Origin of the sequence: Aquirufa esocilacus (assembly GCF_042715595.1) — a bacterium.
Lineage (GTDB): Bacteria > Bacteroidota > Bacteroidia > Cytophagales > Spirosomataceae > Aquirufa > Aquirufa esocilacus.
The window spans coordinates 875,169-892,082 of record NZ_JBBKXX010000001.1 but is presented as its reverse complement, the minus strand read 5'-3'; the positions used below and the strand labels follow the sequence as shown (position 1 = coordinate 892,082).

The following is a 16,914-nucleotide window of genomic DNA, read 5'->3' as shown; positions in this document are numbered from 1 at the left end:
GGCTTTTATGTTTAAAACCTTCCCTTCAAAATTAAGAAATTAATTACATTTTTCTTAACCAAATATTACGGAAGCTTACCGCGTTTCCGTGATCTTGTAAGCTAATGGGTCCTGGTCCGTGAACTGGATTTAAAGGTTGTCCAATATATTCAGTCGTACCTTGAATTTTGGTGTGGTTTTGAACTACAATGCCATTGTGAATTACTGTTACATAGGCCGGCGTTTCAATTCCCCCATTCGTAGTAAATACGGGAGCGGTATAAATGATATCGTAGGTATTCCAATCGCCCATTTTAGAAGTAGCATTTACTAAAGGAGGTGTTTGCTTGTATATTGCGCCTGCTTGACCGTTGCGGTATGTCGGGTTTTGATACGAGTTCATCACTTGAACTTCATACATTCCTTGCATGAATACACCACTGTTTCCTTTTCCTTGGCTTTTCAACGTTTCAGGTTCGATAGGGGATTGCCACTCGATGTGCAATTGATAGTTCGTGAATTTCTCTTTTGTAGAGATATTTCCTTTGCCACCAACTACGGTCATTTTTCCATCAGCTACTTTCCAAGCTGCAGGAGAGCCATCTTTTGCTGATTCCCAATTATCTAAATTTTTACCATCAAATAAAACGATCGCATCGGATGGAATAGCTCCAGGTGTTACGACTGTAATGCTTGGTTCCCAATATTCCGTGTCGTTAGGGTTGGTTGGATTTACTTTTACGTGACGATGATCTTGTGCGAGTGCTACTGTTGCTGAACACAAAAGTAGGGCTGAGATTATTAATAATGTCTTTTTCATTGTTGAATAGGATTGGATTAAGCATAAAAAAACCGGCATAAACCGGTTTAAATATAAAGAATATAATTCTTATTTAGCAAAGCTAGCTTTAATAGCTTCTACATCAACTAACTTGATGATAGGTCTTGCTTTTAAAATTTTGATAGCTGCAACCTTGTTGTTAGCTACTGCTTTATTTCTTCTGTCTTTACGTTTTAGTCTAGTTACTGCCATGTCTTTGATAATTTGGTTTGCAAAAATAGCTAAAATCGACTATTATCAAAAATATTATAGCATAATTAATTAAATTTGTTTTTTTAGAAATATGCAGAAACCAGCAAACGCACGAGGTACAAGGGATTTTGGTCCTACAGAAATGGCAAAACGTAATTACGTATTTGACATCATAAAGACTCATTTTCAAGGATTTGGCTTTCAAACAATCGAAACGCCAGCCATTGAGAACTTGTCTACCTTGACGGGTAAGTATGGTGAAGAGGGTGATCAATTATTATTTAAAATATTAAATAGTGGTGATTATTTGTCCAAAGTTTCAGCTTCAGATATCGAGGCTGGTTCTAAATCATTAACTTCTAAAATTTCTGAAAAAGGTCTTCGCTACGATTTAACGGTACCCTTTGCCCGCTTTGTAGCCATGAATCGAAATGACTTAGCCTTTCCATTCCGTCGCTACCAAATTCAACCGGTTTGGAGAGCGGATCGTCCACAACGTGGTCGCTACCGCGAGTTCTATCAATGCGATGCCGATATTATTGGTTCCGATTCCTTAGTAAATGAGGCAGAGCTTATTGCCTTATTTCAATCAATATTCCATTCATTGAAACTTCGGGTTAACTTATACATAAACTCACGTAAAATTTTAGCGGGTATCGTAGATAGCTTAGGGGAAAGTGCACGTTTTGTAGCCTTTGCCGTTGCCTTAGATAAACTGGATAAGATTGGTTGGGAGAATGTAGCGAAGGAATTGATTCAGAATGGATTTACAGATGATAAGACAGAGTCTATTAAAGATTTAGTTTTGTTCGAGGGATCGAATGAAGAGAAAATCGCCAAATTAACTGCGTTTTTTGACACGAATGCCACAGGTTTACAAGGTTTGGCAGAAATTAAAGAGGTTTTATCTTTATCAGAAACCAATGGATTCTCCTCCGATAATCTTGTGTTTGATTATAAATTAGCGCGTGGCTTGAGCTATTATACGGGTTTAATCTATGAAGGTAAAGCGGTTGACCTTCCTTTTGGATCTATTGTGGGCGGAGGTCGTTATGATGATTTAACGAGTTCTTTTGGTTTGCCTAATATGTCAGGCGTGGGAATCTCTTTTGGTATCGAACGTATTTTGGATGTCATGGAAGAATTAAAGCTTTTCCCTGAAATGGCAACTAGTGCAAGTGCCATTCTATTTACCTATTTCGATGAGACTGGACGCAAAGCTAGTTTAGGTATGTCCAATGAATTACGCAAAGCGGGAATTCCTGCAGAGGTTTATCCAGATATTGCCAAAATCAAGAAGTCGTTTGAATTCGCCGATAAAAAGAAAATCGCTTATGTCGCTGTGATAGGGGAGTCTGAATTGAAAGAGGGTAAAGCGAATGTAAAGGACATGAAAAATGGAGAACAGAACCTGCTCTCCATCTCTGAATTGATTGCTTTATTAAAAGCCTAATTATCTCCAAGCTTTGAATTGATTGATCAATCCGTTCGTAGAAGAATCATGGGAATGAATTTTCTCGTCATTCTCTAATTCTGGTAAGATCGAATTAGCTAATTGCTTTCCTAATTCTACACCCCATTGGTCGTAGCTAAAGATGTTCCAAATAACGCCTTGGACAAATATCTTGTGTTCGTACATGGCAATTAGAGAACCCAAGGTAGCTGGATCAATTTGTTTTACCAAGAATGAATTAGTTGGCTTATTTCCTTCAAACACTTTGAATGGTGCTAATTTCTCAATTTCAGTCTCGCTCAAACCAGCATTCTGTAATTCAGCAACAACTACTTCTTTCGACTTACCATTCATTAATGCTTCTGTTTGCGCAAAGAAATTAGACATTAATAAAGTATGGTGATTACCTATTTTATTTTGCGTTACTGCTGGGGCAATAAAATCAGCTGGAATTAATTGTGTCCCTTGGTGAATCAACTGGTAGAAAGCGTGTTGGCCGTTTGTACCTGGCTCTCCCCAAATAACTGGACCTGTTGCATAGTTAACACGCTTGCCAGAACGATCAATTGTCTTTCCATTTGATTCCATATCTCCTTGTTGGAAATAGGCTGCAAAACGGTGCATATATTGGTCATAAGGCAAGATAGCGTGCGTAGGCGCCTTGAAGAAATTTACATACCAAATACCCAACAATCCCAAGATCACAGGAATATTACTTTCAAAGGAAGCTGAAGCAAAATGGCTATCCATAGCTTCAGCACCTGCTAATAATGCCTCGAACTGTGTGTATCCAATAGATAAACAGATCGATAATCCAATCGCAGACCATAAGGAATAACGACCGCCTACCCAATCCCAAAACACAAACATATTCGCAGTATCAATACCAAATTCAGCCACAGCCTTTGTATTCGTAGATAAAGCCACAAAATGTTTAGCAACAGCCGCGTTATCTTTAGCTGCTGCTAAGAACCAATCTCGAGCAGAGAAAGCGTTGGCCATCGTCTCTTGTGTGGTGAATGTTTTAGAAGCAATTAAAAATAAGGTTGTTTCTGGATTCACTTTCTTTAATGTCTCTACAATGTGCGTTCCGTCCACATTACTCACAAAGTGCACATTCAATCTTGTTTTATATGGTTTCAAGGCTTCAGTCACCATGACGGGACCTAAGTCAGATCCACCAATACCAATGTTTACTACATCCGTAATTTCTTTGCCAGAAAACCCTTTCCAAGCACCTGAGATGACTTTCTCAGAAAATTCTTTCATCTGTGCTTTGACCGCTTGAATCTTAGGGATAATATCTTCTCCATCTACTTTGATTGAAGCGGATGATTTAGCTCTTAAAGCTGTATGTAAAACGGAACGACCCTCAGTCTGATTAATCTTATCCCCTGAAAATTGCGCTTTGATGGCTTCCTCTAAACCACATTCTTTGGCTAATTGAAGTAAAGATTGAAAAGCCTTTGCATCGATTAGATTTTTTGAATAGTCAAAAAATATGCCATTAAATGTTTGGCTGTAAGAAGCTTGTCTTGAAGCATCCCCTTTAAATAATTCAGCAATCGTAGTAGATGCTAAACGAGTTTGATCTGATAAGAGTGCTTTATAGGCAGCAGTAGAAGTAAAATTAATCGTTGATAACATGCGGATTATATTAATGAGCTACAAAAATACGGTTTTAATATAAAAAATGCCAAAATCCACCTGTAATGAATTTTGGCATTTAAGATGAGTTTTAACCTACTATAAATTCGGTTGAGGTGTTTTGCGTAAATAAGGTTTTACAGAAGTGAAGCCTTTCGGGAATTTAGCTACCGCGTCTTCATTCGATACGGCTGGTACGATAATCACATCGTCACCATTAACCCAATCAGCAGGTGTTGCCACTTGGTAATTCGCTGTTAATTGTAAGGAATCAATCACACGCAAAATTTCCGTGAAGTTACGTCCCGTTGAAGCAGGGTAGGTTAACGTCAATTTGATTTTCTTATCTGGTCCAATGACAAAAACAGAACGAACGGTTGCTTTTTCGGAAGCATTCGGATGAATCATATCGTATAATAATGCCACCTTTTTCTCAGGATCTGCGATAATAGGGAAATTCATTTTAACTGAATTTACTTCCTCAATATCTGGCACCCATTTATGGTGGGATTCTAAGCTATCTACTGAAATGGCGATGGGCTTCACGTGACGCTTTTGGAATTCACTATTTAAAAGAGCCGTTTTACCTAATTCAGTGGTACATACGGGAGTGAAATCGGCTGGGTGACTGAATAACAATACCCAAGAATCACCAATGAATTCGTGGAAGTTAATGTGGCCTAATGTTGTATCTGCACTGAAATCTGGTGCGATATCTCCTAATCTTAATGACATAATGTTAGGGGTTAAATGGTAAAACTAGTTTGTCTATCAAATATATAGATTTGTAATTCAATAAAAAAAGCAATCCTAAAATAAGATTGCTTTTAACATTACACTTCATCAACAAACTAAAAACCAAATTAATTAAAATGCTGTAGGAGAAGGATTCGAACCTCCAAGGTGCAGTTAGCCGCGACACAGAACTGATTTAGTGGTCAACCCATTATGAAGCGTTTATCCTGAACTCACCACCCCCGAGACAGGAGGGCACGTCTGCCAATTTCATCACCCTACAGTGAAAATTATTACCTTTGCAATAATTAGTAGGACAAATATAGAAGGAGATTTTTTATTTTTCAAAAATTTTCAAAAATAAATGTCTTTTTTTGCATAATTTTTAATTCGAACCTGAAATAATTACGAAAATTCAATGGAAAAGAAGTTTGAGCTTGATCCTCTAGATTATAAGATACTGGAAATTTTAGTGAAAGACGCGAATCTTCCCTACACGGAAATCGGTTCACGCTTAGATGTATCTGGTGGTACGGTTCACGTACGTATGAAAAAGATGGAATCTTTAGGAATTGTAAAAGGAGCGCAATTACTCATTGATTATTCGAAAATAGGGTGGGACATTACCGCATTTTTAGGCATCTATTTAGATAAGAGTAGTTTATATGAAGATGTGGCCAAACAGTTAGAACAGATCCCTGAAGTGGTTAATATTCATTATACCACCGGTATTTATTCCATTTTTGCCAAAATTATCTGCCGCGACACCCAACATCTTCGCGAAGTATTACATGATAAGATTCAACGCGTTACGGGAATTCAACGAACAGAAACTTTTATTTCTTTGGAAGAAAGTCTGATCAGAAATACGCCTTTATTTTAGTTGTTTAGATTTATTCTAAACTAAGTCTATTTTTCTCCAAAATCCTTTTGTAATTTTGTAGTCTAAATGCAAAATGATGGCAGAGAAAGTAGACGATATTTTACAAGAAGTAACTTCAACCGATTATAAGTACGGTTTTGAGTCTCATTTCGAGACAGACGAAGCTCCTATAGGTTTAAGCGAATCAATCATTCATTTTATTTCTGAGAAAAAGAATGAACCTGATTGGATGTTGGAATGGCGATTATCCGCATACCGTTACTGGAGAACGTTAGCCGAACCAGATTGGGCTAATCTATTGTATACTCCTACGAAATACGATGAATTGAAATATTATTCAGCACCTGTTCAAAAGAAGCAGTTGAATTCATTGGACGAGATTGATCCTGAATTACGTAGAACTTTTGAGAAATTAGGTATTTCATTAGACGAACAAAAGCGTCTGTCAAACGTGGCTGTGGATGCTGTTATCGATTCTGTATCAGTAGCGACAACGTTTAAGGAGACTTTGGCAGAAAAAGGGGTAATCTTTTGTTCTATTTCAGAAGCTGTTAGAGAACATCCAGAATTAATCAAGAAATATTTAGGATCCGTTGTTCCCGTTAAGGATAATTACTTTGCTGCGTTAAATAGTGCAGTATTTTCAGATGGATCATTCTGTTATATTCCCAAAGGCGTCCGTTGCCCAATGGAATTATCAACCTACTTCCGTATCAATGCATCAGGTACTGGTCAATTTGAGCGTACCCTGATCGTGGCGGAAGATGAATCCTATGTTTCGTATCTAGAGGGTTGCACAGCGCCGATGCGCGATGAAAATCAATTGCATGCTGCGGTGGTAGAAATTTACGTGCATGCGGGTGCTGAAGTGAAGTATTCAACGGTACAAAATTGGTACCCTGGCGATAAAGAAGGAAAAGGGGGTATTTATAATTTCGTTACAAAACGTGGAATTTGTGATGGTGCGCATTCAAAGTTGTCTTGGACTCAGGTAGAAACTGGTTCTGCTGTGACTTGGAAATACCCTTCAGTTATCTTAAAAGGGGATTATTCGATTGGTGAATTCTACTCTGTTGCGGTAACTAATAATTACCAACAAGCTGATACAGGTACTAAAATGATTCACTTAGGAAAGCATTCTAAGTCCCGTATTGTGTCTAAAGGTATTTCGGCAGGATTCTCTCAGAATTCGTATCGCGGTTTAGTTCAAGTGGCTAGAAAAGCGGATGGATCTAAGAATTTCTCACAATGCGACTCCTTATTGCTAGGAGATAAGTGCGGTGCACATACATTCCCCTATCTAGAGGTAAAGAATAATACGGCATCTGTTGAACATGAAGCGACTACTTCCAAAATTGGGGAGGATCAAATCTTTTATTGCAACCAGCGTGGTTTAAGTACCGAAACTGCGATTGCTTTAATTGTTAATGGATATGCCAAAGAAGTATTGAATCAATTACCGATGGAATTTGCCGTGGAAGCGCAAAAGCTGCTAGCTATTTCATTAGAAGGTTCGGTAGGATAGTGTTATTTAACTCCTCCGGTATGGATGGCCACTAGTTTCGTATTCGGAGCTATGTGGCCATTTTTTATGTGATCAAATAAAGCATAAAACATACGACCTGTATAGATAGGTTCTATGGAAATTCTGTGTTGCAGATGAAATTCAGCACAAAACAAATCTAATTCATCATTCTGTTTAGCATATTTACCAAACACATAGGCATCTTCAATGCTCAAATTGGTAGGCAATGAATGCGATTCTATTTCTGAACGATTATTTAGTGTCAATACGCCAATTACCGATGTCTCAGAGTGCTTTGCGATTCCTATAGCTGTAGCTCCCGTTCCTACTGCCGTATAAATTAAATCACAGGCAGGAAGCTCATCAACAAGAATTTCCATCCCTTGAATCGCTAATTCGCCAAATCCACCCTCCGCAATGACAGCGTATTTTTCATATTCTAGCGGAATAGTTTTAGAACGATAGACTGTTCTGGAGATAAAATGCAATTGCATTCCCCAATCATTCATTTGGCTTAAAAAGGCATTACTTCCTGTAGTTAACTCTTCACCGCGAATAATTCCAACTGTCGGAATTCCGAGAGAGTGACCAGCGAAGGCTAGGGCATACAGGTGATTAGAGTACGCTCCACCAAAACTTAATAGGCCAGAATGGGTACTAAATGAAAAGGTTTGGAGATAATTTTTTAATTTGCGCCACTTATTTCCCGATATGATGGGATGGATGAGGTCGTCTCTTTTGACAAACACCTGAATTCCTTTTGAATTCCAACATTCATCAAATATCTCTTCTATTGGAGACGGTAAGTGTAACGCGTTAAATTCGAAATTTGCTATGTCCATCGATCCAGAAATGAATGCTCCTGATTCCGAAGAGGAAGATGATTTATTTGAGCATTTTAATTTCACCGTTGACAAAGGTCAGCAATTACTCAGAATCGACAAATATTTGATGATTAAAATTGCGGGTACTAGTCGCAATAAGATTCAAGTGGGCATCGATGCGGGGTCTGTGAAAGTAAATGGAGGATTGATCAAGTCAAATTACCGCGTTAAGCCTTTAGATACGATTTCTGTATCATTTGCAACTCCTCCACGCGATAAAGAAGTTTATCCAGAAGATATCCCGATTGATATTATTTACGAAGATGAACAATTGATTTTGGTCAATAAGTCTCCCGGAATGGTGGTGCATCCTGCACAAGGTAATTGGTCTGGAACTCTTGTGAATGGTTTATTATTTCATTGCCAAAATCTCCCAGGTCAAAAAGACATTCGCCCCGGTCTGGTGCATCGGATCGATAAAGATACTTCCGGTATTTTAGTCATTGGTAAAACAGAATTTGCTCTCAATTTTTTAGGTCAACAATTCTTTGAACATAGCATCGAAAGAACCTATTATGCGATTTGCTGGGGCGTTCCTAAAGAATTAAAAGGGACCATACGCAGTAAAATAGGTAGAAGTCCGAAAGACCGTAAGATTCAAGCCATTTTTCCAGAAGATTCTGAGTACGGCAGAATTGCAATTACGCATTATGAGGTGATGGAAACTTTTGGTTTTGCGTCTTTTGTGAAATTTAAACTAGAAACGGGAAGAACTCATCAAATTAGGGCTCACTTTCAATCGATTGGTCACCCTTTGTTTTCTGATGTTACTTATGGTGGTGATAAAATACGGTATATGTCATCAATGGCAGGATATAAAGCTTTTATTGATAATTCATTTAAAATATGTCCTAGACAAGCCTTGCATGCCTATTCCTTAGGATTTATTCATCCTACCACGAACGAATTTATGCAATTTGAACAAGAGTTTCCGGAAGATTTTTTAACCTTATTATCTAAACTGAGAGCCATCAATGGATAAGATAGAAATACGTAGAGCTACGAATGAAGATATTAGCTTAGTCCGAGATTTAGTGATGGAATTAGCCATTTTTGAAAAGGCTCCAGAAGAAGTTAGTTCTACGATAGACGATTATTTAGCTGGTGGATTTTCTGATAATCCTTTATTTTTCGCAAATCTCATTTATTTAAATGGAGAATTAGGCGGATTTTCTCTTTGGTATTACCGCTTCTCGACTTGGAAGGGTAGACGTTTCTATTTAGAGGATTTGTATATCAAGGAAAGTTTCAGAGGCAAAGGATTAGGTAAGCGTTTAATTATGGAAGCGATTGAAGAAGCAAAGCGAACAAAATGCACCGGAATGATGTGGCAAGTGTTGGATTGGAATCAACCTGCGATTGATTTCTATAACACCTTAGGAGTTAAGATGGATGCAGGTTGGCTTAATGTTCACTTAGATCTATAAGGAACCTCTATCTATAAAATAGAATTCATTAGACTCGCGCCCTTTCTCCCGATTAATGATCATTTGAGCAGCTCGTTCCCCCATTTTCTTGAAATCATTTGAAATGACAGATATGCCTTCGGCAATGATTTCCTTTAAAGGGGTATCATCGTAGGAAATGATTCCTACGTCTTTTCCGACCTTTAATTTATTCTTTGTAGTCCAGTTAATCATCTTGATTAAATCGTATTCCCTGAAGACGATATAGGCCTGATTTACTTGTAGTTCGTAATCGTCATCTAAATCAGGGATAATATCGAATTCTAAGTTGTTTTCAGTGCAGAACTGAGTAAATCCTTGAATGATTCCATCTGGCGTATACTGGAAACTTTTTGAACTTAAAACTAGATTGATCTGCTGGTATTTTTTTACCTTTTCTAAAGAAGAACTTAAACCTTGGTAAATATTCGATTCAAAGTTTTGGTATAGAATTGAATAGTCATCACTAAATTCTTTGATATTAATATCAAGTACTAATAGTTTGTCTTTCGGTATTTTTGAAACGATTCTGGCTACACTCTTATTAAAGTGGGGAAGAATAATGTAGTGGTTGTATTTTCCCAAATTGTTGGTGATTAACTCCTCAAACAACTCGATGTCGTGGTAGTGGAAAAATAAGTTATGACTTACTTCTTCACCTAAATTTTGAATGATACTGTCATACAAAATCTCTTTGTAGGGAGTCAAAGCATCCATTAAGATGAACACACGCAAGGCATTTTTAGTATTCGTACTCGATACATAGAAACCTTTACCGTGGTGGGAACTAATCAATCCTTTTTCGCGTAAATCATCATAGGCTTTCGTAACGGTCATACGTGCCATATTGAACTCACTTGCTACCTTGTTGATAGAAGGCAATTGTTTTCCATGCTCTAATAAGCCGGAATTAATTCCATCAATGATACCATCAATTAATTGTTGGTACTTTGGTTTACTGCTGTTAGGATCGAAATATATCATAGTAATACCATTAATGCATGATTACTTGTTTTTCAATGTCTTCTAAATTTGCCCCTTTCGTCTCTGGCATCATAAAGGCTACATAGGCTAATTGTGCCACCATCATCACCGCAAAACAGCCAAAGATGAGTTCGCCACCATAATTTTCAGTAAATAGAGGAAAGAAATTAGCGACTAATGCGGCAAAAACCCAGTGGGTTAATGACCCCCAAGCCATCCCTGATGCTCGTACAGAATTAGGGAAAATCTCAGAAATAAATACCCAAATTACAGACCCTTGGCCAATAGCGTGAGACGCAATAAAAGCAAATATGTAAATAGGAACAAACGTGTAGGATTCGGTGAAAAATGCGTAAGCTATTAAACTTAGTGTAACGATATAGCCAATTGATCCAATATACATTAATATTCGACGGCCCACACGATCAATTAAATACCAACCTAATAAGGTGAATAACAAATTAGCAATACCGATACCTGCTGTAGACAACAACGCACTTTCCTTTCCTAAACCTGTTAATTCATAGATTCTTGGAGCGTAATAGATAATAGCGTTGATGCCTGACATCTGATTGAAAAAGGCAAATAGAAAGGCTAAGGTCAAAGGCCAAACATATTTCCCTGAAAACAGGCGCTCTTTCTCCGTGCTTTGTTTTGCATTATTTTGAATACGTTCAATCGTCTCTTCTGGATTAGGATCTGCTAATTCTAAAACCTTACGTGCCCCTGCTAAATCATTGCGCTTAAGCAATAAAAACTGAGGAGTTTCAGGTGTTAATAATATTAGAATGGAAAATAAAAGGGATGGAAGAGATACAACACCTAACATAATTCGCCAATCGTTTTCCAACCCTTGAATGAAGTAATTAGAGACGTAAGCAATCAAAATACCAAGAACGATATTTAGTTGAAAAGAGATGACTAATTTGCCTCTATGCTTTGCAGGAGCAATTTCTGAGATATAAATAGGAGCTACCACGGATGATGCACCAATTCCTAAGCCACCTAAGAATCGAAATAACATAAATAAATTGACGTCAGGTGCGATTGCAGCTCCGATAGACGAGATAAAAAAGCTTAACCCAATCCAAAATAAAGTCTTTTTACGGCCGAATAAATCTGCAGGAATTCCACCTAATGCAGCACCTATTACGGTACCATATAAAGCAGCAGCTATGGCTAATCCGTGCGTAAATGAATTTAAGTGCCACAAATGTTGAATAGCTAGCTCTGCTCCTGAAATGACTGCAACGTCCATTCCAAATAAAAGGCCGCCTAAACCAACCGTGATTGACCAAAAAATAACGTGTTTATTCATAATAATATTTGTTCCACACAAAATTTAGAAATTTTTATGTGATATAAATTGTAAAAAAAGGACAATTATGAATTCTTGTGAAAAATCGAGGTATAATGAAGCAAATGCTCAGGAGAAATGTATTGCTTAAACTCATCAATGAATTCCGAATCTTTCATGTCAAAAAGACTATTCTTGAGGCTCTTAGGTGTTTTACCAGTATACTTTTTGAATTCATTGATAAAATGAGCAGAATCATAATAACCTAATTGATCCGCTAAATCCTGACTTTTAATGTCTTTCGACGAAGCGAATAAGGCCAAAGATTGATTGATTCGTTTGATTTGAACGTATTCTTTGGGACTAATACCAATCACTTCTTGAAATAGTCTAGAAAGCGTTTTATAAGAACTAGGCATTGCACTAGAATCGGCATCTAGCTCTTGAAGCATTAATAATAATTTTAAATACTTTTTAGCCTGTTTTTCAAGTATATTCTTTAATAAGTAGGCCTCTATTGTTTCGCAACGTTGATCAAAATTGATTGTATGATCTAATGATGGGAGTTCTGTCAAAAGCGTATCCGCGTCAGAACTCCTATTATTTGTTTCCGAAATAGGAGAGGGTAAGAAAGCAAATAGACCTCCTACTCGAAATTTTACACCAAAAATATGAATACCAGGTTGGTGTTTGTAGAAATTAGGTGCTTGATGCAAACCCTCCAATTGAACACCATTAATCGCTTCGAAATTTTCTACGGTAGCATGCGACCGATAGTATTCTTTACCAAAAGAATACGTCAATACAGTTTGGTCTTCTGGAAAAATAGTTTCAATATCATAGGGTATAACACCTCCCTCTTCCACCTGTTTCTCCCACAAATGGTCTACAAATGGCGCTAAGGCCGAAGAAGGTTTCCTGTATTCGATGATCATTTTTTATTTGCCCAAGTTTTGGAAATAAACGCCGCTAAGAACCCTAAAACCACAATTAGAAATAAGGCTTTATCCAATCCAACAAAATCAGATAGGTAGCCAATTAAAACCGGCCCTAACAAAAATCCTACATAAGCAATTGTTGAAACACCAGCAATCGCAATGGATGGCATAATTTCCTTTTGATTTCCCGCCTGCGAATAGATTAAGGGGACAATAGTTGATATTCCTATTCCAGTTAAAAAACAACCTCCTATTTTAAGGTAAATGGAGGAGAATAAAAGTGTGAGCAACATGCCCACGCCTATCAAAATACCATTTAAGATCAATATGTTTGATACGCCATATTTTAAGGAAATTTTGTCACCTAAAAAACGCCCTAATACCATCGCCGCAGCAAAGAATGAAAAACCAATCGTAATAGGGAACGGTGAGTCAGGGCTGTATTCTTTGAAATATAAGGAGATCCAATCCGCCATAGCCCCCTCACATAACATACCGCAGAAAGCGATAAAAGATAGAATTATCAGGTACGGCCCTAAATTTAAGATAGAGGATTTTTGTTTAGACTCATCCTGTATTGGTTTATCTGTTAGCAGATTCGGGAAACTGAATGGTATTAATAAAATGTTAGATAAGGCCACTATACTAAAATGTTCCGTTGTTGTAAAGTGCTCTTTTTCTAATATGCCACCTATAAAGGCTCCTGCCATTAATCCTAATGAGAAAATAGCATGAAAAGACGACATGATTATTTTATTCATTTTCGCCTCTAAACTGACAACCTGGGTATTCATCGCTATATTCATAATATCTCCTGCCATTCCAAAAAAGAAAAGACCTATAAATAAGGTAATCGGCGAACTCATTAAACTTAGTCCAGGAATCACGATCAAATACATGGCAACAGCCATCAGGCAAATCCAGCGCGAAGCATACTTAGTCAGTAACCAACCCGCTATAGGTAATGAGACCAAAGAACCAATAGGTAAACCCATCAAAACTGTTCCTAATTGTGCATCTGAAAGATTTAAAAACGATTTGAAATCTGGAATACGCGTAGCCCAAGTGGCGAAATTTAAACCACAGATAAAAAATAAAATACCAATACTAAATCGAGCTTTCTTCATTAATCTAACAATAACTTTTCTACTTCTTTCCAATTATTTACTCGCTTGAAATCAGTAATATGTAAGTTGTGTGGAGCTGTAAATAGGAGAGGAGTTCCTGTGAATGTATGTAGATTCTTTTCATGATCGTCAATTAAATAATCGGCTTGTATCATGTGTTTATGGCCACAGAAAACGATATGCTTCCAAGTGATAAAAGGAAAATATTTTTCCATCCACACTAGTTTCTCTTTTAAGGAATTAGGGAATTCAGTGGCCGCTGAAACGATGAAAACTTCATAGCGTTCCGATAATTTTTTAACTACTTCGATGGCATCTTCATTCACTGGAATATGCTCAAAAAAACCTGGTTCCCACAAAAAGGAGTTATTGGCTAAATAATGTCCATAAAACTCTTCTTTAACCGATGCACTACCAGTTAAAAGCTCCTCGTATGTATAATTTTGATTTACAATCTGATTAATACGGTCAATAATAACGTGTGTGGTTTTAGCCAAAACGTCATCCATATCTATAGCAATTCTTTTCATACTTTCTTATTCAAAAAAAAACTCCCCAAATATGGGGAGTTTTCAAGGATTAATCTAATTAAAATTACATCATTCCACCCATTCCACCGCCACCAGGGCCATGTCCATGAGCTGGTTCATTTGCAGGTTTGTCAGCAATCACACATTCTGTTGTCAACAACAATCCTGCGATAGACGCTGCATTTTCCAATGCTAAACGTGTAACCTTAGTCGGGTCAATAATACCCGCTGCGATCATATTTTCATATTTGTCTTCGCGTGCATTATAACCGAAATCATCTTTTCCTGCTTTTACAGCATTGATTACTACAGAACCTTCACCACCTGCATTCGCAACAATGGTACGCAATGGAGATTCAACCGCTTGACGGATGATGTTGATACCTGTTAATTGATCTTCGTTATCTCCTTTTAATTTATCTAATGATTGGATTGCGCGAATAAGTGCGACACCACCACCAGCAACGATACCCTCTTCAACAGCGGCACGAGTAGCATGTAAAGCATCATCTACACGGTCTTTCTTCTCTTTCATCTCTACTTCCGTAGCAGCACCGATGTAAAGAATAGCCACACCACCTGATAACTTAGCTAAACGCTCTTGTAATTTCTCACGATCGTAGTCAGATGTTGTGTTCTCGATTTGAGCTTTGATCTGATTTACACGATTCTCGATATTGTCTTTAGATCCAGCACCATTTACAATAGTCGTATTGTCTTTGTCAATGATTACTTTTTCTGCTTGACCTAAATATTCGATGGTAGCATTTTCTAATTTGAAACCTCTTTCTTCTGCGATAACCGTACCGCCAGTTAAGATCGCGATATCTTCTAACATCGCTTTACGACGGTCACCGAAACCTGGAGCCTTTACAGCAGCTACTTTCAATGCACCACGCATTTTATTAACAACTAAAGTAGCTAAAGCCTCTCCATCTACATCTTCAGAGATGATCAATAGGGGACGACCTGTTTGTGCTACCGCTTCTAATACAGGAAGTAATTCCTTCATAGAAGAAACTTTCTTCTCAGAGATCAGGATAAATGGTTTCTCTAACTCAACCTCCATTTTGTCTGTATTCGTTACAAAGTAGGCAGATAAATATCCACGATCAAACTGCATACCTTCTACTGTTTTTACTTCAGTTTCAGTACCACGAGCTTCTTCTACTGTAATAACACCTTCACGACCTACTTTCTCCATCGCTGAAGAAATCATCGTACCAATTTCAGAATCATTATTTGCAGAAATTGTTGCTACTTGAGCAATTTCTTTAGAAGTGGTGATCGCACGAGATTGTTTTTTCAAATCAGCAACGATTGCATCTACTGCTTTCTCAATACCGCGTTTCAAATCCATTGGATTAGCGCCAGCAGCAACGTTTTTAGAACCAATTGTGTAGATGGACTGAGCTAATACAGTAGCAGTTGTTGTACCGTCACCCGCTTGATCAGCTGTTTTGGAGGCAACCTCTTTTACTAATTGAGCACCCATGTTTTCCACAGCGTCCTCTAATTCAATTTCTTTTGCTACCGAAACACCATCTTTTGTAATGGAAGGAGATCCGAATTTTTTATCAATGATTACGTTACGACCTTTAGGTCCTAATGTTACTTTAACTGCATTTGCAAGGGTATCAACCCCTCTTTTCATCTTTTCGCGCGCTTCGCTATCGAAAAATAATTCCTTTGCCATATGATTTTGTAATTAATGAATTGTTAAAATTATAAAACTGCAAAAATGTCAGACTCGCGCATGATCAAGTAATCTTTACCGTCAATAGTGATTTCTGTACCAGAGTATTTACCGTACAAAACTGAATCACCTACTTTTACAGTAATAGGCTCGTCTTTCTTTCCATTTCCCACCGCTACGATTGTTCCTTTTTGTGGTTTCTCTTTCGCTGTGTCAGGAATAATAATACCAAATGCTGTTTTTTCTTCAGCTTGAGCTGGTTCTACAACAACCCGATCCGCTAAGGGCTTAATACTTAAATTTGACATGTGTTATAAATTTAATTTTAAATTAGAGATTATACATCCATGCGAACATGGTACAAAGGCTCATACAATAATAATGCCAAAACTCATTGCTGAAATTTTGGCAGTATTAAAAAGGCTATATAAATAAAAACTATTGCTTAGGCGCTACTGGAGCAGGAGCAACAGGTACCGTTTTAGTAGCTGCTTTTTCTACGTTTACAGAAGTACTTGTTTCTTTTGTGCCAGATAAAGTGAAATTAGTCACTAAAACCAATACTAGAATAGCGATTGAGAATCCCCAAGTTAATTGTTCAACTAGGTCACCCGTCTTTTGAACACCAAACATTTGTGTCGCTCCAGAAGAAGAAAATTCTCCGCTAATACCACCACCTTTCGGGTTTTGTACTAAAATAAGTACGACTAATAAGGCAGAAAAGATAATAATCAATGAAATTAATAATGTAAACATAT

At 37.5% G+C, this 16,914-nt stretch carries 18 protein-coding genes; 5 read left to right on the top strand and 13 right to left on the bottom strand.

Going from position 1 to position 16,914, the window contains the following annotated elements:
* Positions 1 to 43 precede the first annotated feature (43 nt).
* Together SKC37_RS03925 and SKC37_RS03920 are read right to left on the bottom strand one after the other, a co-directional pair.
* Complete coding sequence (locus tag SKC37_RS03925; RefSeq protein ID WP_377980201.1) at positions 44 to 799, bottom strand: 3-keto-disaccharide hydrolase; 756 nt, start codon at positions 797 to 799, stop codon at positions 44 to 46.
* A 69-nt stretch (positions 800 to 868) separates the two neighbouring features.
* Positions 869 to 1,012: a hypothetical protein gene (locus SKC37_RS03920; RefSeq protein WP_201737843.1), complete on the bottom strand. Its 144-nt coding sequence runs from the start codon at positions 1,010 to 1,012 to the stop codon at positions 869 to 871.
* Positions 1,013 to 1,103: 91 nt separating this feature from the next.
* On the opposite strand from SKC37_RS03920, the gene hisS reads away from it, so the two are divergent.
* On the top strand, positions 1,104 to 2,465 hold the full coding sequence (gene hisS / locus SKC37_RS03915) for a histidine--tRNA ligase (protein ID WP_377980200.1): 1,362 nt from the start codon (positions 1,104 to 1,106) through the stop codon (positions 2,463 to 2,465).
* Here hisS and pgi read toward each other — a convergent pair whose 3' ends face one another.
* Both pgi and SKC37_RS03905 read right to left on the bottom strand, forming a co-directional pair.
* Positions 2,466 to 4,112: a glucose-6-phosphate isomerase gene (gene pgi, locus SKC37_RS03910; RefSeq protein ID WP_377980199.1), complete on the bottom strand. Its 1,647-nt coding sequence runs from the start codon at positions 4,110 to 4,112 to the stop codon at positions 2,466 to 2,468.
* Positions 4,113 to 4,211: 99 nt separating this feature from the next.
* On the bottom strand, positions 4,212 to 4,847 hold the full coding sequence (locus SKC37_RS03905) for a peroxiredoxin (protein ID WP_377980198.1): 636 nt from the start codon (positions 4,845 to 4,847) through the stop codon (positions 4,212 to 4,214).
* Between the two features lie 418 nt (positions 4,848 to 5,265).
* On the opposite strand from SKC37_RS03905, the gene SKC37_RS03900 reads away from it, so the two are divergent.
* A complete protein-coding gene (locus SKC37_RS03900) occupies positions 5,266 to 5,730 on the top strand; it encodes an Lrp/AsnC ligand binding domain-containing protein (protein ID WP_130896730.1) in 465 nt (154 codons plus the stop codon).
* A gap of 76 nt (positions 5,731 to 5,806) precedes the next feature.
* Positions 5,807 to 7,255: a Fe-S cluster assembly protein SufB gene (gene sufB / locus SKC37_RS03895; RefSeq protein WP_130896729.1), complete on the top strand. Its 1,449-nt coding sequence runs from the start codon at positions 5,807 to 5,809 to the stop codon at positions 7,253 to 7,255.
* A gap of 2 nt (positions 7,256 to 7,257) precedes the next feature.
* Here the strand turns inward: sufB and SKC37_RS03890 are convergent, their stop codons facing one another.
* On the bottom strand, positions 7,258 to 8,097 hold the full coding sequence (locus SKC37_RS03890) for a 1-aminocyclopropane-1-carboxylate deaminase/D-cysteine desulfhydrase (protein ID WP_377980197.1): 840 nt from the start codon (positions 8,095 to 8,097) through the stop codon (positions 7,258 to 7,260).
* Between SKC37_RS03890 and SKC37_RS03885 the strand changes: the two genes are divergently transcribed.
* Both SKC37_RS03885 and SKC37_RS03880 read left to right on the top strand, forming a co-directional pair.
* Entirely contained in the window at positions 8,090 to 9,121 is a 1,032-nt protein-coding gene (locus SKC37_RS03885) for an RluA family pseudouridine synthase (protein WP_377980196.1), read from the top strand. The genes SKC37_RS03890 and SKC37_RS03885 overlap by 8 nt on opposite strands.
* Positions 9,114 to 9,566: a GNAT family N-acetyltransferase gene (locus tag SKC37_RS03880; protein ID WP_377980195.1), complete on the top strand. Its 453-nt coding sequence runs from the start codon at positions 9,114 to 9,116 to the stop codon at positions 9,564 to 9,566. Before SKC37_RS03885 ends, SKC37_RS03880 begins: the two co-directional genes overlap by 8 nt.
* On the opposite strand, the gene SKC37_RS03875 is transcribed toward SKC37_RS03880, so the two are convergent.
* The 8 genes from SKC37_RS03875 to secG all read right to left on the bottom strand — a co-directional run bounded on the left by SKC37_RS03875 (position 9,561) and on the right by secG (position 16,912).
* Entirely contained in the window at positions 9,561 to 10,568 is a 1,008-nt protein-coding gene (locus SKC37_RS03875; protein WP_377980194.1) for a GntR family transcriptional regulator, read from the bottom strand. The two genes, SKC37_RS03880 and SKC37_RS03875, sit on opposite strands and share 6 nt — an antisense overlap.
* A 10-nt stretch (positions 10,569 to 10,578) precedes the next feature.
* Positions 10,579 to 11,892: a sugar porter family MFS transporter gene (locus SKC37_RS03870; protein WP_377980504.1), complete on the bottom strand. Its 1,314-nt coding sequence runs from the start codon at positions 11,890 to 11,892 to the stop codon at positions 10,579 to 10,581.
* A 59-nt stretch (positions 11,893 to 11,951) separates the two neighbouring features.
* Entirely contained in the window at positions 11,952 to 12,800 is an 849-nt protein-coding gene (locus SKC37_RS03865; RefSeq protein WP_377980193.1) for a helix-turn-helix domain-containing protein, read from the bottom strand.
* Entirely contained in the window at positions 12,797 to 13,930 is a 1,134-nt protein-coding gene (locus SKC37_RS03860) for an MFS transporter (RefSeq protein ID WP_377980192.1), read from the bottom strand. The genes SKC37_RS03865 and SKC37_RS03860 overlap by 4 nt, the downstream gene beginning before the upstream one ends.
* Complete coding sequence (locus SKC37_RS03855) at positions 13,930 to 14,460, bottom strand: 5' nucleotidase, NT5C type (RefSeq protein WP_377980191.1); 531 nt, start codon at positions 14,458 to 14,460, stop codon at positions 13,930 to 13,932. Before SKC37_RS03855 ends, SKC37_RS03860 begins: the two co-directional genes overlap by 1 nt.
* Before the next feature lie 64 nt (positions 14,461 to 14,524).
* Positions 14,525 to 16,156, bottom strand: coding sequence for a chaperonin GroEL (gene groL / locus SKC37_RS03850; RefSeq protein ID WP_377980190.1), 1,632 nt, complete (start codon positions 16,154 to 16,156; stop codon positions 14,525 to 14,527).
* Positions 16,157 to 16,185: 29 nt separating this feature from the next.
* Entirely contained in the window at positions 16,186 to 16,464 is a 279-nt protein-coding gene (locus SKC37_RS03845; protein WP_223130676.1) for a co-chaperone GroES, read from the bottom strand.
* Positions 16,465 to 16,594: 130 nt separating this feature from the next.
* The gene (gene secG / locus SKC37_RS03840; protein ID WP_377980189.1) at positions 16,595 to 16,912 is read right to left on the bottom strand and encodes a preprotein translocase subunit SecG; all 318 of its coding nucleotides are present in this window, start codon (positions 16,910 to 16,912) and stop codon (positions 16,595 to 16,597) included.
* Between the last annotated feature and the right edge of the window lie 2 nt (positions 16,913 to 16,914).